The organism is Mesorhizobium sp. P2_C7 (assembly GCF_056404515.1).
The window spans coordinates 245,114-267,900 of record NZ_JBFUDW010000004.1 but is presented as its reverse complement, the minus strand read 5'-3'; the positions used below and the strand labels follow the sequence as shown (position 1 = coordinate 267,900).

18 protein-coding genes are annotated in these 22,787 nt (G+C 62.5%); 13 read left to right on the top strand and 5 right to left on the bottom strand.

Translation table 11 applies throughout. From position 1 onward, the window contains the following. From tssE to tssA, 5 genes are read right to left on the bottom strand one after another with little or no spacing between them, the layout of a single operon-like run. A complete protein-coding gene (tssE, locus tag AC1D2G_RS11235) occupies positions 1-756 on the bottom strand; it encodes a type VI secretion system baseplate subunit TssE (protein ID WP_477414120.1) in 756 nt (251 codons plus the stop codon). Next, positions 743-1,198, bottom strand: a complete 456-nt coding sequence (locus tag AC1D2G_RS11230; RefSeq protein WP_095080773.1) for an Hcp family type VI secretion system effector — start codon at positions 1,196-1,198, stop codon at positions 743-745. The genes tssE and AC1D2G_RS11230 overlap by 14 nt, the downstream gene beginning before the upstream one ends. A gap of 49 nt (positions 1,199-1,247) precedes the next feature. Next, positions 1,248-2,753: a type VI secretion system contractile sheath large subunit gene (gene tssC / locus AC1D2G_RS11225; protein ID WP_095080774.1), complete on the bottom strand. Its 1,506-nt coding sequence runs from the start codon at positions 2,751-2,753 to the stop codon at positions 1,248-1,250. Positions 2,754-2,756: 3 nt separating this feature from the next. Then, positions 2,757-3,296: a type VI secretion system contractile sheath small subunit gene (tssB, locus tag AC1D2G_RS11220; RefSeq protein ID WP_095080775.1), complete on the bottom strand. Its 540-nt coding sequence runs from the start codon at positions 3,294-3,296 to the stop codon at positions 2,757-2,759. A 6-nt stretch (positions 3,297-3,302) separates the two neighbouring features. Continuing rightward, positions 3,303-4,475 carry a type VI secretion system protein TssA gene (gene tssA / locus AC1D2G_RS11215; protein WP_477413952.1) on the bottom strand — a complete coding sequence of 391 codons (1,173 nt, stop codon included), beginning with the start codon at positions 4,473-4,475 and terminating at the stop codon, positions 3,303-3,305. Positions 4,476-4,694: 219 nt separating this feature from the next. On the opposite strand from tssA, the gene tssH reads away from it, so the two are divergent. The 13 genes from tssH to AC1D2G_RS11150 all read left to right on the top strand — a co-directional run bounded on the left by tssH (position 4,695) and on the right by AC1D2G_RS11150 (position 22,761). Next, positions 4,695-7,505: a type VI secretion system ATPase TssH gene (gene tssH / locus AC1D2G_RS11210; RefSeq protein WP_477413950.1), complete on the top strand. Its 2,811-nt coding sequence runs from the start codon at positions 4,695-4,697 to the stop codon at positions 7,503-7,505. Positions 7,506-7,975: 470 nt separating this feature from the next. Then, entirely contained in the window at positions 7,976-9,511 is a 1,536-nt protein-coding gene (locus AC1D2G_RS11205; RefSeq protein ID WP_477413948.1) for an FGGY-family carbohydrate kinase, read from the top strand. After that, entirely contained in the window at positions 9,508-10,284 is a 777-nt protein-coding gene (locus tag AC1D2G_RS11200; protein ID WP_477413946.1) for a DeoR/GlpR family DNA-binding transcription regulator, read from the top strand. The genes AC1D2G_RS11205 and AC1D2G_RS11200 overlap by 4 nt, the downstream gene beginning before the upstream one ends. After that, entirely contained in the window at positions 10,281-11,993 is a 1,713-nt protein-coding gene (locus AC1D2G_RS11195) for a glycerol-3-phosphate dehydrogenase/oxidase (RefSeq protein ID WP_477413944.1), read from the top strand. The genes AC1D2G_RS11200 and AC1D2G_RS11195 overlap by 4 nt, the downstream gene beginning before the upstream one ends. A gap of 420 nt (positions 11,994-12,413) precedes the next feature. Further along, positions 12,414-13,436, top strand: a complete 1,023-nt coding sequence (locus AC1D2G_RS11190; protein ID WP_477413942.1) for a sugar-binding transcriptional regulator — start codon at positions 12,414-12,416, stop codon at positions 13,434-13,436. A gap of 33 nt (positions 13,437-13,469) precedes the next feature. Continuing rightward, positions 13,470-14,126, top strand: coding sequence for a DUF2291 family protein (locus tag AC1D2G_RS11185; protein ID WP_477413940.1), 657 nt, complete (start codon positions 13,470-13,472; stop codon positions 14,124-14,126). Continuing rightward, positions 14,123-15,664, top strand: coding sequence for a sugar ABC transporter ATP-binding protein (locus tag AC1D2G_RS11180; RefSeq protein ID WP_477413938.1), 1,542 nt, complete (start codon positions 14,123-14,125; stop codon positions 15,662-15,664). Before AC1D2G_RS11185 ends, AC1D2G_RS11180 begins: the two co-directional genes overlap by 4 nt. A gap of 26 nt (positions 15,665-15,690) precedes the next feature. Then, the gene (locus AC1D2G_RS11175; protein WP_477413936.1) at positions 15,691-16,824 is read left to right on the top strand and encodes an ABC transporter permease; all 1,134 of its coding nucleotides are present in this window, start codon (positions 15,691-15,693) and stop codon (positions 16,822-16,824) included. Between the two features lie 39 nt (positions 16,825-16,863). Continuing rightward, on the top strand, positions 16,864-17,805 hold the full coding sequence (locus AC1D2G_RS11170) for a D-ribose ABC transporter substrate-binding protein (protein WP_095081092.1): 942 nt from the start codon (positions 16,864-16,866) through the stop codon (positions 17,803-17,805). 99 nt (positions 17,806-17,904) lie between these two features. Beyond that, a complete protein-coding gene (locus AC1D2G_RS11165; protein ID WP_477225836.1) occupies positions 17,905-19,479 on the top strand; it encodes an FGGY family carbohydrate kinase in 1,575 nt (524 codons plus the stop codon). Positions 19,480-19,483: 4 nt separating this feature from the next. Beyond that, on the top strand, positions 19,484-20,992 hold the full coding sequence (locus AC1D2G_RS11160) for a glycerol-3-phosphate dehydrogenase (RefSeq protein WP_477413934.1): 1,509 nt from the start codon (positions 19,484-19,486) through the stop codon (positions 20,990-20,992). Then, positions 20,992-21,930, top strand: coding sequence for a sugar phosphate isomerase/epimerase family protein (locus AC1D2G_RS11155; RefSeq protein ID WP_477413932.1), 939 nt, complete (start codon positions 20,992-20,994; stop codon positions 21,928-21,930). Before AC1D2G_RS11160 ends, AC1D2G_RS11155 begins: the two co-directional genes overlap by 1 nt. Before the next feature lie 63 nt (positions 21,931-21,993). After that, positions 21,994-22,761: a triose-phosphate isomerase gene (locus AC1D2G_RS11150; RefSeq protein ID WP_477413930.1), complete on the top strand. Its 768-nt coding sequence runs from the start codon at positions 21,994-21,996 to the stop codon at positions 22,759-22,761. Positions 22,762-22,787 lie beyond the last annotated feature (26 nt).

The window sequence follows — 22,787 nt, the reverse complement described above, 5'->3', positions numbered from 1 at the left end:
TCAGGCGTCCCTAATTTCGGTCCGCGCCAAGCCGTTATCGAGATTGATCGTGGTGCGCAGGCGCATGCGTTCCGGCGTCGGCGTCATGATCAGCACGGCGTCTATCTCGATCTTCAGGCCAACGGTCTTGTCGCCGAGGGTGACCGTAACCGTTGTTGCGCTCTCCTTGAGGCGAGGCTCGAAGGTGGCGAGCACTGCGCGGATCTCACGCGCCAGCACGTCGCGATCAAAGTCGCGGGACGACCGGCCCGAGAAGGAAGGCACGCCGTAATTGACCACGCTTCGACGCACCTCCGGAAAATCGGCGAGCGAAGGTGGATTGTCCGACACCTGTTCGTTTTCCAGATCGGAAAGCAACGGAGTGGCCTCGAAGCGCTCGGTGTTGAAGAGCGCCTCGATGTCACGCCGCACCGCTTCCCTGAGCACGCGAGCCGAAACCACCACGCCGCGGCTTTCGATCTCGACGCGGTGCTGGGTCTGAAAGGCCAATCGATGCAGACGCCGTTTTTGATCGGGTGTCAGCTCCGCATCGGCGTCTATGGCGCGCGCACTGCCGGCGACGAGTGTGTCGAGACGGTCCGCGCCAAGCTCGTCGAGCAAGACATGGCGCAGCCCGTCTATCTCCGAAGTCAGGCCCGGCAGGTCATTGACGAGGCGATCCCAAAGTGAAGGCTGGACGGCCTCGCTTTTTGCCCGCAAGCTGCCGGTAGTCTGCTGCTTGCCCGCGCCGGGTCGCCGAACCTCACTTGCCGACATAGACATCCATTTCGGCTTCATCATTGCCGTCATAGACGAACTTGATCTTCTTGTAGGCGAAGCTGACCTCTTCCTGGATCAGGTCTTCCTCGTCCGGCGCCTGCGACATGTCGTATTCCATGATCGAGGCGTCGGTGAGGGTGACCACCAGGTAATCCTTGGTCTCACCATCGATGGTCCGCCGTGCCGAGAACACCACCTCATCCAGGGCCTTGTTCTCGAACAAAGCCTTCTTCAGGTAGGGCGAGGATTTGTCGTAATGCTTGATGAATTTGATCATGCCCATGGACACGCGGCCACGGCGTGAGAGCGAATTCGGATCATAAGGTGCGACCATCTTGTAGTCGACGCCATGGATTTCGATCTCGTCATCGTGGCCGTCGCGGGTGCTCGGGCCTTTGATATCCGGAACCTTCAGAAAACCATCAATCTTCACTGGCATTGTCTTTCTCCACCGCTTTCAAACAAAAACAAGGTCTGGTTGCTGCAAATCAAGTCTTCACGGACGGTAGTTCCGACACCAGTCGGAGCGAGGCATTGATGCCCTCCAGCTGGTAATGTGGGCGCAGATAGAAGCGGGCAGCGTAATAGCCAGGACGCCCCTCCACACTGTCCACCTGAACCTCGGCGGCGGCAAGCGGGCGCTTGGCGCGCGCCTTGTCGTCGGCAAAGGCCGGGTTGGCCAGCACGTACCGGTTGATCCACTCGGTCAACCAGATCTGCATGTCGGAGCGCTCCTTGAACGAGCCGACCTTGTCGCGCGCAATGGCCTTGAGGTAGTGCGCAAAGCGCGAAACCGGGAAGAGATAGGGCAGGTTGGCGCTCAGCCGCTCGTTCGACTGTGCGTCCGGGTCGACCAGCCGTCCCGCCCGCGTCTCGTCGTCCTGCAGCGAGTGCGCGCCGATGAAGGCCGCGAGATCGGTGTTCTTCCGGTGCAGGATCGGCATCAGGCCGAGCTTGGCCAGTTCGGCCTCGCGTCGGTCGTCGATGGCGACTTCGGTCGGGCATTTCATCGCGATCGACCCATCATCGGTCGGGAAGCTGTGCACCGGCAGGTTCAGCACCGTGCCGCCGTTCTCGACGCCACGGATCTGCGTGCCCCAGCCAAACAGCTTGTGGCTGCGGTTGATGTTGACGCCCATCGGGAAGGCGGCATTCATCCAGACATATTTGTTGTGGTCCCCCTGCACCTCTTCCTCGAAGGTGAAGCCCTTCACCGGAACGGTATCGGTGCCGTAGGGCAGCCGGGCCAGGACGCGGGGCATGGTCAGGCCGATGTAGCGAGCGTCCTCGCTCTCGCGCAGCGACTGCCACGATGCATAGGCCGGGTTGGAGACGATCTGCTGCAGGTCTTGCGGGTTCGGCAATTCCTGCCAGCTGTCCATGCGGAACAGGCGCGGCGAGGCGGCTGCGATGAACGGCGTATGCGCCGAGGCGCAGATGCCGGAGATGTTGCGCAGCAGACCGACGTCGCGCGGGTGGTTGGAGAATTCGTAGGCGCCGACCACGCAGCCGATCGGCTCGCCGCCAAGCATCGAATACTCGTCTGTATAGACTTTCTTGAAGATCGGGCTCTGGTCCCACATCTGGCCTTCAAAGTCTTCGAGCGTGTCGGCCAGCTGCTCCTTGGAAATGTTCATCACCCGGATCTTCAGCTTCTGATCCGTCTCGGTGTTGTTGACGAGATACCAGAGGCCGCGCCATGTGCCTTCCATTTCTCGCACTTCCGGCGCATGCAGGATCTCGTTGACCTGCGTGGTCAGCATCTTGTCGATGCCCGCGATCAGCGACTTGATCGACTTGATCGCATTGGACGAGATGGTCGTGGTGTCGGAACGGGACTGCGCCGCCAGCGCCAGATTGCGCACGAGCTGCTGCAGCTTCTCGCTGTCGTCCTTCTTGACCTTGAAATCCTTCTCGAGGAGCCCGCTGAATTCTCCAAGGTCTATGGCTTCGGCCTCGGCGGCGACGGCGGCGGTCTTTTGCTGTTCGGCCATGATCTACTCCCCTGCCTTGTCGTCGTCGGTCAGCGCCTGACTGGCGATCTTGCCAAGAAGCGGCTCGTTGTTCAGAAGCTGCGCGATGCGCTTTTCGGCGTCGACGCGGCCATCCATGAAGCCCAGCAATTCCTCGAGCTGACGACGCATCTTGAGGATCTCGGCCAGTTGCGGAACTTGCGCGGCGATCTTGTCCGGGGCGAAATCGCCCATTTTGGTGAAGGTGAGATCGAGCGCCAGTTCCTCGTCACGCTCCTGGCCTTCGGCCTGCGGCAGCGTGTTCTTCACCCGGGCTTTGACGCGGGGACCGAGCGCCTCCATGAACTTGGGGAAGCGGTTCGCGTCGGTCTCGACAAAGGAGCGGTCCAGCACCGACTTTGACGCTTCCTTGGTTTGCGAAGCTCCGGAAAGATCGGCCATCACGCCCATGACGAACGGCAGTTCGATCGTCGTCGGGCTGCCATAGGTTTCCACATCGTAGGCGATCTGCACCCGCGGCGCGCGATTTCGTTCGATGACCTTCGCTTTGCTTTCGGCTGGCATGTGTTGTTACCTTTCATCCTTCTGAGCCGCCTTCTTGGCATCGGGAACGCCGGCAAGGAGCCGGAATTCCTTCAGCCCCGACGGGGCGAGATCTTCCATAAGTTCAACGAAATCCATGTGCACCATCCGGCGCACACGCCGAGCCAGGTGCGGGATCGGGCTCGACGGCTCGGTGCGGTCATAGAAGGCGACGACGAGGTCGAGGCATTTCACCACGTCGTCACGCGAGGAAATCCGGTCGGGAAGCCCCGTGCTCGAGTCCGCGTAGCTTGCCATACTTGCCATCGCATCGGCTCCATGACCGTTTCGAGCAGGCGTTGCCGGTTCTGCCGGCGGGGGTGGCTTGGCCGCGCCATTGGCCACGGCGCCGGCTGCCGAGTTCCGTTCGAGGGTCGTCAGCAAACGCTGCAGAAACCGCTTTAATTCCGGAACCGGAGCGCCGCCGCCATCGAGACGAGCGTTGAGGGCGGTCTCGACCGCGTCGAGGGCCGCCATCGCTGCCCGGGTGTCGGCGATGAGCAAGACCATCTCTGCGTTGGCTTGATCCATCTGTGCCGCGCATCCGGCACGCACCCGATTCAAGAGTTGCCCGTGCGCGCCGACCAGTGCCGCCTTTTCTGCGGCATTCAACCCCGAGGCGGCTTCCTGGAGCATGACGCGGTCGTCGAGCGCACCCTTTTCCAGGTCTATGCCCTGAATCGGGCCGATAGCGCGCGGCGCAAAGAACGTCATTTGCCGCAGGTTCGCCAACAGCCCGTCCTGACCATTCTGCAGGTCGAGCAGCGCGTTGATGCGGCGCAAGGCGGCATCGCGTGGCGAAGCGCCGGGCCGCAATGCCGGATGCATGGTTTCCCAATACTGATCGAAAGTCTGCGCAATGAGGGTCAGGCCCTGCGCGAGGCCGGCCAGCCCCTCTTCATTGGCCAGTGCGCGCGTGACGATGACGAGCAGGCGCAGGTCCCGGCCATGCGCGCGCAATTCATCTGCCTTGGCGAGCACCGCCGCCCAGTCGGCCGGAATGGTGCTTTGTGAGGTGGCCTTGTTGTTGCCGTCGTGGAGGACCTTTATCTGGGCTTCCGTCAGGCGCTCCAGCTCATGAAAAGCCGGGTCGTTGCGCAAATCCTCCCCGGACGGATTTTCACCGTCGAGCGGAGTAAGCCAGAGTGCGAGATCAATCACACCAACCCCCAGCGACCGGCCGTCAAACCGTACGTGACGCGACGTTATCACACGGTTGTACTTTACCACAATTCAACGACTGCTCAAAAATTAACAGAAGCTAAACGCGACCTTCTTGAGTACCGGCTGACTGCGCATCTAGCCCCGTCCATCACGCACTTTGTCAATCGGCGGCTTCTGTGGCAGGTTATCGACTGGCAGATTGCAGGAGCACGTTCGATGGAACAGCGCCGGTCGTCGCAGAGCTTCAAACGCAAGGAACTGGTCGGCAAGCTCAATCCTGTCGGGGTGCGCGCCTTCAAGGCCGCGGCCGACACCGCCAAACTGCGCGGCAATCCTTACGTGGAACTCGTACACTTCATCGAGCAACTCGTGCTTTCCGACCGCTCCGATGTGCAAATGATAGTCGCCGATGCGGGACTGGATGCGAGCCGGCTCACCGCCGATATGACCCGCGCCGTCGACAAGCTGCCTTACGGCGCGACGTCGATAGAGGAATTTTCCGACCATATCTTCCACGCCATCCAGGAAGCCTGGAACCTGGCGACGCTGGAATTCGGCGTCGAGGAAGTCCGCAGCGCACATATTCTCCTTGCCTGCCTGAAGACGCCGGTGCTGGAAGGCCTGTTGTCGAAGATCAGTTCCGAGTTCGACAAGATCGACGCCGACGCGGTCATCGCGCGGTTCGCCGATGTCGTGGAGGGTTCGCTCGAAGCCGGCGCGGCCATCTCGGTTCCCACGGCCGAAACGCCGAAGCGGGCTCCGGGCGGGGATTCGGCGCTGGCGAAATACGCCACCGACCTGACCCAGCGCGCCCGCGACGGCAAGATCGATCCGGTCGTCGGCCGCGATCCGGAGATCAGGCAGATCGTCGATATCCTGATGCGACGGCGGCAAAACAACCCGATCCTGACCGGTGAGGCCGGCGTCGGCAAGACGGCGGTCGTCGAGGGCTTTGCCTTGCGTATCGCCCAGGGCGACGTGCCGCCTACGCTGCAGGATGTCAGTGTCCGCATGCTCGATGTCGGATTGATGCAGGCGGGTGCAAGCGTGAAGGGCGAGTTCGAAAAACGGCTCAAGGCTGTCATCGACGAGGTTCAATCGTCCGAAACGCCGGTCATCCTGTTCATCGACGAAGCCCACACCTTGATCGGCGCCGGCGGCGCGGCAGGAACGGGCGATGCCGCCAATCTCCTGAAACCGGCGCTGGCGCGTGGCGAACTGCGCACCATCGCGGCAACGACCTGGGCCGAATACAAGCAGCACATCGAGAAAGACCCGGCGCTGACCCGCCGTTTCCAGGTGGTGAAAATCGACGAGCCGTCGGAGGTGGTGGCCGTTCTCATGTTGCGCGGCGTGGCCGGGGTTCTGGAGCAGCACCACAAGGTGCAGATACTGGACGAGGCGATCGAGGCGGCGGTCGGCCTGTCGCATCGCTACATCCCGGCGCGGCAATTGCCCGACAAGGCGGTGAGCCTTCTCGACACCGCTTGCGCCCGTGTCGCCATATCGCAGCATGCCACGCCGGCCGAGGTCGAAGACATCATGCGTCGCCGCCAGGCGCTGGAGGTCGAACGCGGCATCATCGGCCGCGAGGCCGCGATCGGCATCGAAGTGGCCGAGCGGCAGGCGCGGGTCGACACCGGCCTTGCCGAAACCCAGGTCTCGCTGGCCGCAGCGCAACAACGTTGGGATCGGGAAAAGGCCCTGGTTGCCGAGATACTCGAATTGCGTGCCCGGCTGCGCGGCGAAGGTGTGCCGCTCGATGCGGTGGAGACGCCTGAGGCCAATGCCGAGACGGCAGGCGCGGACGCCGCGGAGACTCCCTCGCCCAAGACCGAAACGCTCCAAACCGAAACGCCCAAAACCAAAAAAGCCAAGGCCAAGACGGCCAAGGCCGACGTGGAGACACCGGCGGCGGCCAATGCCCCTCCACCGGTACCGGACGCCGATCTCGCCCGGCTGCGCGAACTGATGGCTGAACTCGCCGAGGCGCAAGGCGAGACGCCGCTGATCCTGCCTTCGGTCGACCGCAACGCCATAGCGGCGGTCGTTCAGGACTGGACGGGAATCCCGACCGGGCGGATGCTGTCGAGCCAGACCGAAAAGGCGCTGCGGCTCGCCGCCACCCTGTCCGAACGCGTGGTCGGCCAGGATCACGCCATGGAGATGATCGCCAAGCGTGTGCAGACCAGCCGCGCCGGGCTCGGCGCGCCGGAAAAACCGGTGGGCGTGTTCCTGCTCTGCGGCCCCTCGGGCGTCGGCAAGACCGAAACCGCATTGGCGCTGGCCGAAACGCTCTATGGGGGTGAGCAGAACCTGATCTCGATCAACATGTCCGAGTTCCAGGAGGCACATACGGTCTCCACCTTGAAGGGCGCTCCGCCCGGATATGTCGGCTATGGCAAGGGTGGAATCCTGACCGAGGCGGTCCGCCGCAAACCCTATTCGGTGATCCTGCTCGACGAGGTCGAGAAGGCCCATCCGGACGTGCACGAAATCTTCTTCCAGGTTTTCGACAAGGGCATGATGGACGACAGCGAGGGCCGGCGCATCGATTTCAAGAACACGCTGATCCTGCTCACCTCGAATGTCGGCTCGGAAGTCATCATGGACCGGACCAGGAACGGCACGCTACGGGCCGGGCTCGACGATCTGGACACCGCCTTGCGCAGCCCGTTGCTGAAGGTCTTCCCCGCGGCTTTTCTGGGCCGCGTGGTGACCATTCCTTACTATCCGCTTTCGGATTCGATGATCGAAGCGATCACCCGCCACCAGTTCGCCAAGATCGCCCGCCGGCTGCGTGCAACCAACGACGCGGAATTGGTGATCGGCGACGGCGTCATGGACCTGGTCAAGGCCCGCTGCACCGAGATCGAGTCCGGCGGCCGGATGATCGATGCCATCCTGACCAACACGCTTCTGCCGGAATTGAGCCGAGGCGTGCTGAACCGGTCACTCGGGGGCGAAAAGATGACCAAGGTGACAGTCGGCGCCTCCAAGGAGGGCTTCACCTATTCTTTCGAGTAGCGCAGGGCGGCTCCCCGTCACCGAAAGGCTGGCCCATGAAGTCTTCAGCCTGCCGTTGAACCCCTACCTGGACGAACCCACGCAGGACTTCATTGTCGAAGCAATCCATGAGGTCCTGAATCCGTCGGCCTGATTCCACGGCGTCCGCGGAGATTTCGAGTTCGAAAGGCATGGCCGTTCCGACCGAATGAACGATCTCGGTGGGATATTTTTGTAGCGAAAAATTTTAACAAAATCAGAAAGTTAGTAAGTTTCAGATTTTCGACAACGCTCATTCTCAGCGATGCCAGCGGCATTGTCTCACATATTGACGTTAAAATCACATCGCTATATGGTCCGTTCAATCCGCAAGGTGCCAGCCGCATTGTATCGCCGTTGTCCATTGATTGTCGCCATATCTGTAGCCCTTGCCCCAGCCTGCAGGATTGTCGCGCAGTGCGCATCGCCAGTTGCCGAAAGAGGCGGTGATCATGCCCAGTTTGCTCGGAATCGATAACGGTCTCACGGTCACCAAGGCGGTGATCTTCGACGCCGATGGCACGCAGTTGTCGGTGGCGCGCCGGCGGGTGCCGCAGTCGATGCCTCATGCACGCTGGGTGGAGCGCGACATGGCGGGCCTCTGGCAAGCGACCGCCGACGCCATCAAGGAAGCGATCGCGCTCTGTGGCCGGCCGGCGGACGATATCAGGGCGGTGGCAGCGACCGCGCATGGCGACGGTCTCTATCTGCTCGACAAGGATCGTCGGCCGCTGGGGCCCGGAATCCTGTCGCTCGACAGCCGCGCCGGCGAAATTATCGAAAGATGGTCGGTGGATCTGGTCTTCGACGAAGCGCTTGCGCGCACCGGCCAGGCGCCGCATGTTTCAGCGCCTTCGGCGCTGCTTGCATGGCTCAAGCAGAACGATCCGGATCGCTATGCTCGCATCGGTCACATACTGGCCTGCAAGGACTGGCTTCGCTTTTGCCTGACCGGCACGATCGGCACCGACCGTACGGAGGCCAGCACGTCGTTCACGGATTTCCGCACGCAGGCCTACGCCCCGGAAGCGATGCAGATCTTTGGATTGGGTGACCTTTTCGACGCGCTGCCGCCGGTGGCGCATTCGGCCGACATCGTCGGCCAGGTCACCGCCGATGCCGCCGAAATGACTGGCCTTCGCAAGGGAACGCCGGTCGCGTGCGGCCTGCACGACGTGACCGCTTCGGCGCTTGGCATGGGCGGCCATGAGGAGGACGTGCTCAGCATCGTCGCCGGCACCTATTCCATCAACGAAGTCGTCTCTTCGAAACCGCGCGTCGACCGGCGCTGGTTCTGTCGCAACGCCATCGATGCAGGCCGTTGGAACAACATGGCGATCTCGCCGGCCTCGACCGCAAACTACGACTGGTTTCTCGACACCTTCTGCCGCTCGGAGCAGGACAGGACAAACGCCGATGGCGGCTCCATCCACGAACTGCTGGCAGCAGAGATCGACGCGGCGCTGAAGAAGCCTTCGACCATCCTGTTTCATCCCTATCTGTTCGGCTCCCCCTATGGCGACGTTGCCAGCGGAAGTTTTGTCGGCCTGCATGGCTGGCACGATCGCGGCGACATGCTGAAGGCGGTTCTGGAAGGCATTGTTTTCAATCATCGCACCCATGTCGAAGCCTTGCGCGAGGGCTTCGCGGTCCGCGAGATACGCCTGACTGGCGGCGGTTCGCGCAATCCGGCCTTCGTCCAGATGTTTGCCGACGTGCTGGACGCCCCTGTCACCATCACCTCGACCGACGAGGCCGCCGCCTTGGGTGCCGCCCTTTGCGCCGGCGCCGCGGTCGGCATCTTCACGACGCCGCAACAGGGCGCCAGGCAGGTCGGCATGACGGCGCGCCAATATCAGCCCGTGCCTGCCTCCAGTGCAGTGTTCAGCGAGCGGTTTTCCCTCTATTGCCGCATCGCCGAGCAGCTGAAGTCGCAATGGCCTGAGATCGAAAGGCTGGCGCGGCCAGACACCAAGGGGACTGCATGATCAAGGCCGACGAACGACGCGAAGAGATCGCCGAGTATGTGATCAAGCTCGGCCAGGTGCGCATCGACGATCTGGTCGAGCATTTTGGCGTATCGCGCATGACCATCCACCGGCACATCGACCGGCTGGCGCAGCAGGGCGTGCTGCGCAAACTGCACGGCGCGGTGACGGTTCAGCCTTCCGGCCTCTACGAAAGTGCCTTTCGTTACCGGGTGACGGTCAACAGGGTCGAGAAGGATACGCTGGCGCGCGCGGCACTGGATTATGTCGAAGCCGGACAGGTGGTCATGCTGGACGATTCATCGACGGCAAATGCCGTCGCCACGCTGCTGCTCGACGTCAAGCCGCTGACCGTCATCACCAACAGCGTGGCGACGGCTTCGCTGCTGACCAATGTCGACGACATCGACTTCATCTGTCTTGGTGGCAAGTACCACGGCACCTACAATGCCTATATCGGCATCGTCTGCGAGAACGCCGTGGCGCAGCTTCGCGCCAATGTCCTGATCTGTTCGGCTTCGGCCATCACCGGAACCACGGCCTTCATCCAGGATCCCAATGTCGTGAGGGTCAAGCAGGCGATGATGGCCGCATCGGTGAAGCGCATCCTGCTGGTCGACCATGCGAAGTTCGACCGGATCGCACTGCATGTCTTTGGCGATCTGACCAGTTTCGATGCCGTGCTGACGACCGAGGGGCTGGGCGATGCACAGGCGCAGCACCTCGAACGGGCTGGCGTGAAGCTGCGCATCGTCAAGACGACGGCACAATGAGCTCAGCCGACGCAGCAGGTGCGGAAGATGCCGCCGGGCGTCTCGCCGCCATGGCCACGGCCGGCGAGGTCGACGTCGTCATTCTTGGCGCCGGCATAAACGGGGCGGGGCTGTTTCGCGACCTGTGCGCGCAAGGCGTCAGCTGTCTGATCGTCGACAAGGCGGATTTCGGCTCCGGCACCAGTGCCGCGCCATCGCGGCTCATCCACGGCGGGTTGAAATATCTCGAAACCGGCGAGTTCGGGCTGGTGGCGCAGTCGACGCTCGAACGCAACCTGCTCTTGCAGAATGCACCGCACTATGTCAGCCCGCTGCCGACCGTCATTCCGATCTTTTCCTGGAGCAAGGGCATGCTGGCGGCGCTGCGAACGCTGTTCGGCTCGACCAGCGCGCCGCGCAGCCGTGGCGCCCTCCTGATCAAGATCGGCCTGATGATCTACGATTTCTACGGCTCGCGAAACCAAGTCATGCCGCACCACCGCATGGTTGGACGGCGGCAGGCGCTGGGCGAGATGCCGGCGCTCAACCCTTCGATCGTCGCCACCGGCACCTATTACGATGCCAAGATAAGCCATCCCGAAAGGCTGGTGCTCGAGTTGATCCTCGACGGCTTGCGGTCCAATGCAGCCTCCGCCAGCACGAACTACACAGCACTGGTGGCTTCGGCCAATGGCGTACTGACCTTCCAGCCGGAGAACGGTGGTGCATTTTCGGTGCGGCCAAAGCTGGTGGTCAATGCCGCCGGTCCCTGGATCGACGATGTCAACGCCTTGCTCGGTGCACCGTCGAAGATGATCGGCGGCACCAAGGGCTCGCACATCCTGCTGAAGCATGACGAACTGGTAAAAAGCCTGGCGGGGCGGATGCTTTATTTCGAGGCCGATGACGGCCGCATCTGCCTTGTCTACGACTATCTCGGTCTGGCGCTGGTCGGCTCGACCGACATCAAGGCCGACAACCCCGACGAGGTCCGCTGCGAACCCGACGAAGTCGACTATCTGCTCGAGAGCGTGCGGACGCTGTTGCCGGGCATGATTTTCGAACACGCCCAGATCGTCTACGCCTATAGCGGCATCAGGCCGCTCCCGGCCTCCGATGCATCGCTACCGGGCCTGATCAGTCGCGATCATTCCGCTCCAGTCGCCGAGCCGGACCGGGACAGGCCCTTCGCGGTCATTTCGCTGGTCGGCGGCAAATGGACGACATTCCGGGGCTTTGCCGAGGAAGTCGCCGACGCGATACTCGACCGTCTGCGGCGCAGCCGTAAGGTAACGACGCAATCCATGCCGATCGGCGGCGGAAAGGATTTCCCCGCCAATGCTGAGGCACGCGCAAGCTGGCTAGCCAAGGCCCGAGCGGAGACGGACGTAGAGGAACGACGTCTCGACCAATTGCTGTCGCGCTACGGGACCAGAGCCCTGGAGATTGCCACGCATGGGCCAGATGGTCAGGGCGATTTGCCGGACTCCGACAGCTACGGCAGATCGGAGATCGACTACATCGTCCACAACGAGTTCGTCGAACATCTGGCCGACATCGTGATGCGTCGCAGCACGCTCGCCATAGGCGGCTCACTGACAAGTCGCGATCTGCAGGAGATTGCCATGATCGCCGGACGGGCGCTGGGCTGGAACGCCAAGCGCATCGCGCAGGAAGTCGAGGCCGCTGTCGTGGAGCTCGAAGGCAGGAACCTGATGCGGCTGGACTGAGCGCGTCATCGACAATGCCGATCCCGCTTTTTCTGGGCAATCCGATCGGTTTGCCCCTGGTTGCGCCGCGCACCCGAAATGTCCCAACTCACAGATGGATTGGGATTTTTATACCGACGAAAATATCTAATTAAAAACAGTCACTTAATTGGCATGTTGGCGGAATTCGCCTCCATGATCCCGCCAACGAAGACATTTGATAACATCAATTGACGTTAATTTAACATCGCCATATGATCAACCCAACATGCCGACCTCCTAATGGACCGACGCCGACCGGGAGGGCGACGTATCGGCGAGGGGCGAGGCCTGTGGATCCCCGCAATGGCCTGGGAGCCAGGCGGAGGGATTGACAGCGACGCAAAGGTATGAAAATTTTTGCACACAAAGATAATAATATCATCTCGGGGAGGAGATGGCTTGAAATCTGGCGGAACCGCTAACCGCAACCACGAGTCCAGCCTCGCCACACGCGCGGCGTGGCTTCACTTTGCCGGGGGTCTCACGCAGGCCCAGGTCGCCAAGCGGCTTGGCCTGACCAGCCTCAAGGCGCATCGGCTCATCACCAAGGCCAACCAGGAAGGTCTGGTCAGGGTCTTTATCGACGGCGACGTCGCCGAGTGTGTGGAGTTGGAGCAGCGCCTGACCGCCGCATACGGGCTCGATTATTGCGAGGTGGTTCCGGATCTGGATCAGGAAGACTTGCCGCTTAGGGGACTGGGTATCGCCGGTGCGCAGTTCCTGAAGCGCGAGATCGATCGTGGCGAAGACATGTTGATCGGCGTCGGCCATGGCCGCACCCTCGCGGCCAGCGTCGAATATCTGACGCGCACTCCTGCCGCCCATATCCGTTTCGTCTCGCTGCTTGGCGGCGTGACGCGCAAATTTGCCGCCAATCCGCACGACGTCATGCATCGGCTGGCCGAACGGACCGGCGCGCAGGCCTATGTGATGCCGGTGCCCTTCGTCGCCAACACCGCCGAGGACCGCGAGGTGCTGCTCGGCCAGCGCGGCATCAGCGATGTCTTCGCTCTGGCAGGCCGGTCCGACCTGATGTTCGTCGGCATAGGGACCGCCGAGCGGGAAGCTTCGCTGGTCGCAACCGGCATGATCGAGCATTCCGAAATCGATGAGGTCAAGCGCGATGGCGGCGTCGGCGAGCTGCTCGCCCACTTCTTCGACGACAAGGGGCGTCCTGTGGAAACGGCGCTGTCGGAAAGAATCCTGGCGCTGCCGCGGGACCAATTGAAAGGCCGCAGGATTGTCGCCGTCGCCGGCGGCAAGGTGAAAGTGCGGGCGATCAAAGCAGTGCTCGAAAGCCGTTACCTGAGCGGCCTGATCACCGATGAATGCACCGCCCGTGCCCTTGTCGAACTGAACCAGTCCAATGGAGCGGCCAGCGCGGCGAAGCGCCATGTGAACGGAGGATCGTCGAATGCGTGACAACGGAAAACCCGCATCGCCGGTGTTTGCATCATGAGCGCGAAGGCCACCACCGCATCGGCCCGGCAGGTCTCGCCCGGCCTGCGCCGCATCCTTGCCGGCGCCGCGGTTGTCGTCCTGCTCGGCGCCATGGCGCTCGACACCAAGGTGGTCAGGATCGGATCCGCGGGCGACGTTCGCAGCGCCGTCTTTTCGGCGGCCGACTATGGCAAGTCGGAATTTCCCAAGGTGCAGGCCGATGTCGAAGCGCGAGCGGCCGACGCGGTGACGGTGGCAACGGCGATCGCCAAGGACAGGGCGACGGCCGAGAAGGAATACGGCGTGCCGGCTGGCGTCGGACCGGTCATATCGGTCAAGTTCACCGGCGTCGTCGGCGAGGGAAAATCGGGCATCTACAAGGTCGCCGTCGAGGGCGTGCCGGACACGCTGCAGGTTCGCGTACAGACGGGGCCGGCGATCAACGGCACCGAGCTGCGCGACGCCACCGGCAAGATCACATTCGGTCAGTTCACCAATCAGATCGAATACCAGGACGCCGGCTCGGCGCTGAACAACGAGATGAAGAAGGAAGTCCTGGCAAAGGTCGATACGAGTGCTCTGACCGGCAAGACCATATCGGTGGTCGGCGCGTTCAAGCTGGTCAATCCGAAGAGCTGGCTGGTCACTCCGGTGAGGCTGGAGGTGCAATGATACCGGCTGCCGACACCGCGCCCGCGAATGGCGACGCCGTGCTTTCGGCGCGCAACATCGTCATGTCGTATGGCGGCGTTCACGCGCTCAAGGGCGTCAATTTCGACATCCATCGCGGCAAGGTCACCACACTGTTCGGCGAGAATGGCGCCGGCAAGTCGACGCTGATGAAGATCCTGTCCGGCGTCGTCACGCCGACATCGGGCGACATCGTGCTCGACGGCAATCTCGTCAGTTTTTCCTCGTCCTCGGACGCGCGCGATCGCGGCATCTCCATCATCCACCAGGAACTCAGCCTGGCGCCGAACCTCAGCGTTCGTGACAACATCTTCATGGGCCGTGAACTGCGCACCAGGACCGGCCTCGACTTCGCCGAGGAATCGCGCCAGGCGCGCGCGCTGATGGCCGATCTCGAAGAGGACATCGACCCGATGACCCTGGTCGAGGATTTGCGCCTCGGCCAGCAGCAGATCGTCGAGATCGCGCGGGCACTGTCGGTCGACTCGCGCATCCTCATCATGGACGAACCGACCTCGGCGCTCAGCGCGACCGAGGTGGAGGTGCTGTTCAAGGTGATCCGTGACCTGACCAGCCGCGGCGTTTCCATCGTCTACATTTCACATCACCTCGAAGAGGCGCTGCAGATCACCGACTACGCCGTTGTCCTGCGCGACGGCGCGATAACGGCAACGGCCGAAGCCAGGGACATCGATCTCGAGTGGATCGTCCGCAACATGGTGGGCGAGAACTTCGATCTCGGCTCGCCGCCGACCGGCCATGCGTTCGGCGAGGTCGCCCTGTCGATCGAGGATGTCAGCGTCATAGACGCTTCGGGCTCGGGCTATTCCGTCGTCGATCACCTGTCGCTCGATGTCAGGGCGGGCGAGATCGTCTGCATCTATGGGCTGATGGGCGCCGGACGCACGGAGTTGCTGGAAGCCGTCGCCGGGCGGATGCCGATGGCGGGCGGCCGGGCGCTGCTGGAAGGCGAGGATGTCTCGAGAATGAGCATAGCCCAGCGCATCGCCAAAGGTCTTGTGCTCGTCCCCGAGGACCGCCAGCGTGACGGGCTGGTGCAGACGATGACCGTCGGCCGCAATCTCTCGCTTGCCAGCATCGAGGCGTTCGCAAAAGGGCTGTTTCTGTCTCGCTCCAGAGAGCGAGAGCTGGTCGAAGACTCGATCCGCAAGGTCACCGTCAAGACCGCGGGCGGCAATGCCATGATCGGATCGCTGTCGGGCGGCAATCAGCAGAAGGTCGTCATCGGCAAGATGCTGACGACCAACCCCAAGGTCATCCTCCTCGACGAGCCGAGCCGTGGCATCGATGTTGGCGCCAAGGCGGAGGTCTTCCGCTTGCTGAGCGAACGCGCCGCGCAGGGCCTGGCGGTCGTCTTCTCGACCTCCGAGGTCAACGAGTGCCTCAGCATCGCGCACCGGATCGTGGTGATGCGCCGGGGCAGGATTTCAGCAGAATTCGGCGCCAGCGCCACCAAAGAGCAGATCATGGCCGCCTCCGGCGAAGCCGTGGTCGCCTGATCACCATGAATTTCGGAGCCCCGATCATGATCGACGTCAGCCAGGCCAGAAAACAGTCCAGTGCAAGCGCGCGCGGCGAAGGCTTCGATCTCGCCAAGCTGTTGCTCGAGGGCCGGGCCTTCTTTGCTCTGATCGTCATCATCGTCGTCTTCTCGATCCTGTCGCCCTACTACCTCTCAGTGGCGAATTTCCTGACCATGGCCTCGCATGTCGCCATCTTCGGAATTCTCGCGGTCGGCATGCTGCTCGTCATCCTCAATGGCGGCATCGACCTGTCAGTGGGGTCGACGCTGGGCTTGGCCGGCGTCGTTGCCGGATTCCTGATGCAAGGCGTGACGCTGACCTGGCTGGGCGTCGTTCTCTACCCTCCGGTCTGGGTGGTCGCAGTGATTGCCTGCATGCTGGGCGCCGGTGTCGGGCTGATCAACGGCGTGCTCATCGCGCGCTTCAAGGTTCCGGCCTTCGTCGCCACGCTGGGCGTCATGTACATGGCCCGCGGCCTGGCGCTGCTGATGACCAGCGGCCTGACCTACAACAACCTTGGCGGCAAGCCGGAGCTGGGAAACACCGGCTTCGACGCGCTTGGTTTCAACCGCCTGTTCGGCGTGCCGACCGGCGTGGTGGTTCTGGTGGTCATTGCACTCATCGGCAGCATCGTCTTGAACCGCACCGCTTTCGGCCGCTGGCTTTATGCATCAGGCGGCAACGAGCGCGCGGCTGAACTGTCCGGTGTTCCGGTCAAGACGGTGCAGGTTTCCGTCTATGTGCTGTCAGGCATCTGTGCAGCCATTGCCGGCCTGATCCTGTCCTCGCAGCTGACGTCGGCGGGTCCGACCGCCGGCACCACCTACGAATTGACGGCCATTGCGGCCGTCGTCATCGGCGGCGCGGCGCTGACCGGAGGGCGCGGTAACATCCGCGGAACCCTGCTCGGCGCCTTCGTCATCGGCTTCCTTTCCGACGGTCTGGTGATCATCGGTATCTCGTCCTACTGGCAGACAGTGTTCACCGGCGCCGTCATCGTGCTCGCCGTGCTTCTCAATGCCGTTCAGTATCGCCGCCGTAGCAAGCTCCCGGCTTCGACGGGCGGCCAACCGACTTCTCAGCAACGGGGGAAGGCCGAGCCGGCCAATCCTGCCCAAGGGAAGACTGCCAGGTGACTGGCAGCAACACCGCGTAAATCATTTGGAGGAATGTATATGAAAACCATGCTGAAAAGTCTGCTTGCCGCTGCGATGGTTGTCGGGTTCACGGCCGCCGCGTCAGCCGCGGGCCTGATCTCGATCATCGTTAACGATCCGGCCAACCCCTACTGGCTGACGGAGGGCAATGTCGCCAAGGCCGAAGCCGAGAAGCTCGGCTATACGGCCAACGTCGCCGCCCACAAGGGCGACACCAACACGGAAAGCAACCTGATCGACACCGCCATCACCAACAAGTCCGTGGCGATCATCCTTGATCCGGCCAATGCCGACGGCTCCGTCGGTGCGGTGAAGAAGGCGATTGCCGCCAACATCCCGGTTTTCCTCGTCAACGCCGAGATCAATCAGGAAGGTCTCGCCAAGGGGCAGCTCGTTTCCAACAATGCCCAGGGTGCTGCTCTGGGCGCCCAGCAATGGGTGCAGGCAGTTGGCGAAAAGGGCAAATATGTCGAACTGCTCGGCGCCCCGTCGGACAATAACGCCGCCACGCGCTCGAACGGTTACGCGACCGTGCTGAGCCAATATCCGGACCTCGAAAAGGCTGCCTCGCAGGTCGCCGACTGGGATCGTACCAAGGGCCACGACAAGATGCAGAGCATGCTGCAGGCCAATCCCGACATCATCGCCGTGATCAGCGGCAATGACGAAATGGCACTCGGCGCGGTTGCTGCGCTGAAGGAAGCCGGCAAGCTTTCCGGCATCAAGGTTGGCGGCTTCGACGGCTCTCCGGACGCGGTTGCGGCAATCAAGTCCGGCGAACTGCAGTACACCGTGCTGCAGCCAGTCGCCATCTTCTCGGCCAAGGCCGTGCAGCAGGCGGACTCGTTCATCAAGTCGGGCGCCACCGGTGCGGCGACCGAGAAGCAGCTGTTTGATTGCCTTCTCATCACCAAGGACAATGTCGACAAATACACGGCACCCTTCGTGCTGTCGGAGTGAAACCTCACAGGGGGTGTCCTTGCGGACACTCCCTGCCTCTTCTACCGATCGAGACGACGTCCCTGTGAACCGCCTTCGCAACCAACCGGAATTTGCGGCATGAAAGATCTGCTGATCGGGATCGACGCGGGAACGTCGGTGATCAAATCGGTCGCTTTCGATCTGTCCGGTCGGCAGCTTGCCATGACGTCGGTGAACAACAGTTTCGTCACGCTGGAAGGTGGCGGCGCCGAGCAGGACCTCGATCAGACCTGGCGCGACATGGCGCGGACCGTTCGTGACCTGGCGACCAAAATTTCCGACCTCGCGCAACGAACCGCGGCGGTTGCCATCACCGGGCAGGGCGACGGAACCTGGCTGATCGATGGCGACGGCTTGCCGGTCGGGCGCGCGTGGCTGTGGCTCGACGCCCGCGCCGGACACCTGGTGGACGAGATGCGCGCCGATCCCCGCGATCGCACGCGGTTTGAACTGACCGGCACGGGGCTCAACTCCTGCCAGCAGGGCGCTCAGCTTGCCTTTATGAAAAAGAACGATCCGGACATGCTGCAGCAGGCGGCGACCGCACTGCATTGCAAGGATTGGCTCTACTTCAAGATGACGGGTGAACGCGCCACCGATCCGTCCGAAGGAACCTTCACCTTCGGCGATTTTCGCTCGCGCAGCTATTCCGACGAAGTCTTCGACATTCTGGATCTGGCGACGCATCGCCGCCTGTTGCCTCCCATGCTTGAGGGCACCACCGACCATCACCCGCTGTCGCGATCGGCGGCAGGAGAGACCGGCCTGCTCGAAGGTACGCCGGTTGTGCTGGGTTATGTGGATATGGTCATGACAGCGCTGGGAGCCGGCCTCTATGATCGGAGCGGCAATGTCGGCTGCACGGTCATCGGCTCGACCGGCATACACACGCGCTTCGCCCGCACACCTGGCGATGTCGTGCTCAACGGCGATGGGTCTGGCTATACGATCGCCATGCCTATTCCGGGTGCCTTTGCGCAGCTGCAGTCCAATATGGCGGCGACGCTCAACATCGACTGGCTGCTTGGCCTTGCACGCGACGTGCTCACCGCCGGCGGCGCCGAGCTCTCGCGCGACGATTTGCTGAAAGCGCTCGACGTCTGGGTGGAGGGATCGGAGCCGGGATCGCTGGTCTACCAGCCCTATATTTCGCTCGCCGGCGAACGCGGACCGTTCGTCGACCCTGATGCGCGCGCAGGCTTCATCGGCCTTTCGGTCAAGCACGGCTTCGGCGATCTGGCACGCGCCGTCCTCGAGGGATTGGCCTTCGCAGCCCGCGATTGCTACCAGGCGATGGGCACGATGCCCGGCGAGATCCGGCTATCGGGCGGCGCCGCGCGCAGCCCGTCCCTGCGTCGCATCATCGCGGCCGCGACCCGGGCGCAAGTGCGAACGAGCAGCCGCCAGGAGGCAGGTGCTGCAGGTGCGGCGATGATGGCCGCGGTCGGCCTTGGCGTCTATCGATCGATGGACGACTGCGCCGCCGAGTGGGTGACGCCGCTTCTCGGCGACTGCGATGCCTATGACGAGGCGCTTTCGCAAAGCTACGATGCGCTCTTCCCTTCCTTCGTTGCGGCGCGCCAGGCGCTTCGGCCGGTGTGGAAAACCATGGCGCACCGGCCGCTCACCCGCATCCCGGGTGCACAGGAGTAAGGTCTTGAGTGATATAGTTGATCTCTTTGTGATTGGCGGCGGCGTCAACGGGGCCGGCATCGCGCGTGATGCGGCAGGTCGCGGGCTGTCCGTCATCCTGTGCGAAAAGGACGATCTGGCGCAAGGCACCAGCTCTCGCTCCGGCAAGCTGGTGCATGGCGGCCTGCGCTATCTGGAATATTATGAATTCCGGCTGGTTCGCGAGGCGCTCATCGAACGCGAGGTGCTGCTCGAGGCGGCGCCGCACATCATCTGGCCCATGCGCTTCGTTCTTCCGCATAGCCCCGAAGACAGGCCGGCGTGGCTGGTCCGGCTCGGACTGTTTCTTTACGATCACCTTGGCGGCCGCAAGCGGCTGCCGGGAACCAGGACGCTCGATCTCAGAACAGCGCCGGAAGGGGCGCCGATCAAGGACGAATTCAAGCGCGGTTTCGAATATTCCGACTGCTGGGTCGACGATGCGCGCCTTGTGCTGCTCAACGCCCTGGACGCCAGCCAGCGCGGCGCCAGCGTGCTGACGCGGACCGCTTGTGTCGCCGCCCGCCGCGAAGACGGACTGTGGTCGATCGACATGCAGGATGGCCGCACGGGTGCGGTGACGAAAATCCGCGCGCGGGCGCTGGTCAATGCGGCAGGGCCGTGGGTCAACGACATTGTCAGCCGCGTCGCCGGGCAGAATTCCACTCGCAATGTTCGGCTTGTAAAGGGCAGCCATATCGTCGTGCCCAAATTCTGGGAGGGACGGCAGGCCTATCTCATCCAGAACAGTGACAAGCGGGTGATCTTCGTCAACCCCTACGAGAACGATCTGGCGCTGGTCGGCACGACCGACATTCCCTACGAAGGCAGGCCGGAGGAAGTGGCCGCCGAGCCAAGCGAAATCGACTATCTGATCAAGGTGGTCAATCGCTATTTCAAGCGACAGCTGACACCACGAGACGTGGTCTACAGCTTCTCCGGCGTGCGCCCGCTCTATGACGACAATGCCGACAATCCGAGCGCGGTGACACGCGACTACATCTTCGAACTCGACGCCCCGAGCGGCGGCGCCCCGCTGCTTTCGGTGTTTGGCGGCAAGATCACCACCTTCCGCAAGCTGTCCGAGCATGCCCTGGAAAAAATCCAGCCGTTCTTTCCGGCGATGAAGAAAGCCTGGACTGCCAAAATTCCCTTGCCGGGGGGCGACCTGCCGAATGCGGACTTCGAACAGTTCCTGAGCGACCTGCACACCGAGTTTCCATGGCTCAGCCCGTCGCTGGTGAAGCATTACGCTCGAAGCTATGGCAGCCGCGCCAGGCAATTGCTCGCCGGCTCGCAAAGCGAGGCAGATCTCGGACGCCGCTTCGGACCCGATTTTTATGAACGGGAGGCAAAGTTCCTGGTCGACACCGAATGGGCCGGCACATCAGCCGACATATTGGAGCGTCGCACCAAACATGGCCTGCACATCAATGCAGCAGAGCGGAAGACATTCGAAGACTGGTTCGGTAACATCATGGCGGTGGCGGACTGATGGCTTTCACGCTCTCCCTCAACACCAATCCGCTGGTCAACCGTTTCGCCGATCCCGACGACCTGATCGACGCCATTGCCTACGGCATCGGCATCCGCGACGTGCAGCTGACGCATGAATTCGTCAATCCGGGCTGGCCGGCGGCGACGATCGCCAAATTCCTGCGCCTGTTCAACAGGGCGCTTTCGCGGACCGGCGTCAGGATCACCTCCGGCATGACCGGACCCTACGGCCGGCTCAATCATTTCGGCCATCCGGATCCCGATGTCCGGCGCTACTATGTCGACTGGTTCAAGACCTTCGCCGACATTTCCGCCGAACTCGGTGCTCCGGGCATGGGCACGCAATTCGCCATATTCACCTACAGGGACTTTGACGATCCGCAGCGGCGCGCGGCACTTCTCGACATCGCGCTTGAATGCTGGCGAGAGGTGGCCGAACACGCCAAGTCGGCGGGGCTGACATACTTGTTCTGGGAGCCGATGTCAGTGGGCCGGGAATTTGGCCACACGATCGAAAGCTGCATGACGCTGCAGAGTGCCATCGATGCGGCCAAGCTGCCGATCCCGATGAAGATGATGGTGGATATCGACCATGGCGACATCACCTCGCCAAATCCTGCCGACACCGATCCTTATGCTTGGGCGAAGGCGTTTCCACTGCAGTCGCCGATCATCCACATCAAGCAGTCTTCGATGAACAAGGGTGGACACTGGCCGTTCACAGCTGCCTACAACAAGGACGGCCGCATAGTTCCGCAGAAGCTGCTCGATACCGTGCGGCAGGGTGGCGGAACCGACAATGAAATTTGCCTTGAACTTTCCTTCCGGGAGAGGGAACCGGTCGATCATCAGGTTGTCGAGATGATCCGCGAGTCGGTGGATTTCTGGGCGCCTTACATCGACAGCGGGCGCGACAGTCTCAAGCCTCGGGCCTGAACGGATACGTCGCCTGAAAGCCGTCGCCGATGGCGGCCGCAAAAGGATCGAAGGAGAAAAAGAATGGCCCCATATTGGGTCGGCACCAGCTGGAAGATGAACAAGACGCTGGCGGAGGCCCTCCAGTTCGCCGATGTGCTGGCGGCATTCGTGCCTGGTTTCGATCAGGCGATACAGCCGTTCGTCATTCCGCCGTTCACCGCCGTGCGCGAGGTCAAGGCGGCGCTGGCCAAGACCCGCGCGAAGGTTGGCGCCCAGAACATGCATTGGGCCGACGCCGGCGCCTGGACGGGAGAGGTTTCGCCGGTGATGCTCAGGGATTGTGGGCTCGATCTGATCGAACTCGGCCATAGCGAGCGTCGCGAGCATTTCGGCGAAACGGATGCGACTGTCGGATTGAAGACGGCGGCGGCGGTCAGGCACGGCTTCGTGCCGCTGATCTGCGTCGGCGAGACGCTGATCGAGCGCGAAGACGGTAGCGCCGATGACGTTTTGACCGCGCAGGTTCTCGGTGCGCTACAAGGGCTCGAGGACGGCGAATTGTCGGCCGAAATCCTCTTTGCCTACGAGCCTGTCTGGGCGATCGGCGAGAAGGGTATCCCTGCCAGCGCCGACTATGCCGACAAGCAGCAGGCGCTGATCAAAGAGGTCGCCGCAAGCCGGATGGCGAACGCGCCGCCCGTGCTTTACGGCGGCAGCGTCAATCCCGGCAACGCGGCCGAACTGATCGGCCAGCCGCATGTCGATGGCCTGTTCATTGGCCGTTCGGCGTGGCAAGCGGAAGGCTACATCGACATCCTGAAAAAGGCGTCGGCCGCCATCGAGCGCTGACCATTACAGTAAGAAGCAAAGGAGTT

Coding starts and splice junctions, on each gene's coding strand:
- AC1D2G_RS11170 (WP_095081092.1), top strand. CDS start 16,864: ATGAAAACCATGCTGAAAAGTCTGCTTGCCGCTGCGATGGTTGTCGGG.
- AC1D2G_RS11205 (WP_477413948.1), top strand. CDS start 7,976: ATGCCCAGTTTGCTCGGAATCGATAACGGTCTCACGGTCACCAAGGCG.
- AC1D2G_RS11165 (WP_477225836.1), top strand. CDS start 17,905: ATGAAAGATCTGCTGATCGGGATCGACGCGGGAACGTCGGTGATCAAA.
- tssB (WP_095080775.1), bottom strand. CDS start 3,296: ATGCCAGCCGAAAGCAAAGCGAAGGTCATCGAACGAAATCGCGCGCCG.
- AC1D2G_RS11200 (WP_477413946.1), top strand. CDS start 9,508: ATGATCAAGGCCGACGAACGACGCGAAGAGATCGCCGAGTATGTGATC.
- AC1D2G_RS11150 (WP_477413930.1), top strand. CDS start 21,994: ATGGCCCCATATTGGGTCGGCACCAGCTGGAAGATGAACAAGACGCTG.
- AC1D2G_RS11185 (WP_477413940.1), top strand. CDS start 13,470: ATGAGCGCGAAGGCCACCACCGCATCGGCCCGGCAGGTCTCGCCCGGC.
- AC1D2G_RS11195 (WP_477413944.1), top strand. CDS start 10,281: ATGAGCTCAGCCGACGCAGCAGGTGCGGAAGATGCCGCCGGGCGTCTC.
- AC1D2G_RS11230 (WP_095080773.1), bottom strand. CDS start 1,198: ATGCCAGTGAAGATTGATGGTTTTCTGAAGGTTCCGGATATCAAAGGC.
- AC1D2G_RS11180 (WP_477413938.1), top strand. CDS start 14,123: ATGATACCGGCTGCCGACACCGCGCCCGCGAATGGCGACGCCGTGCTT.
- AC1D2G_RS11175 (WP_477413936.1), top strand. CDS start 15,691: ATGATCGACGTCAGCCAGGCCAGAAAACAGTCCAGTGCAAGCGCGCGC.
- AC1D2G_RS11155 (WP_477413932.1), top strand. CDS start 20,992: ATGGCTTTCACGCTCTCCCTCAACACCAATCCGCTGGTCAACCGTTTC.
- tssC (WP_095080774.1), bottom strand. CDS start 2,753: ATGGCCGAACAGCAAAAGACCGCCGCCGTCGCCGCCGAGGCCGAAGCC.
- tssE (WP_477414120.1), bottom strand. CDS start 756: ATGTCGGCAAGTGAGGTTCGGCGACCCGGCGCGGGCAAGCAGCAGACT.
- tssH (WP_477413950.1), top strand. CDS start 4,695: ATGGAACAGCGCCGGTCGTCGCAGAGCTTCAAACGCAAGGAACTGGTC.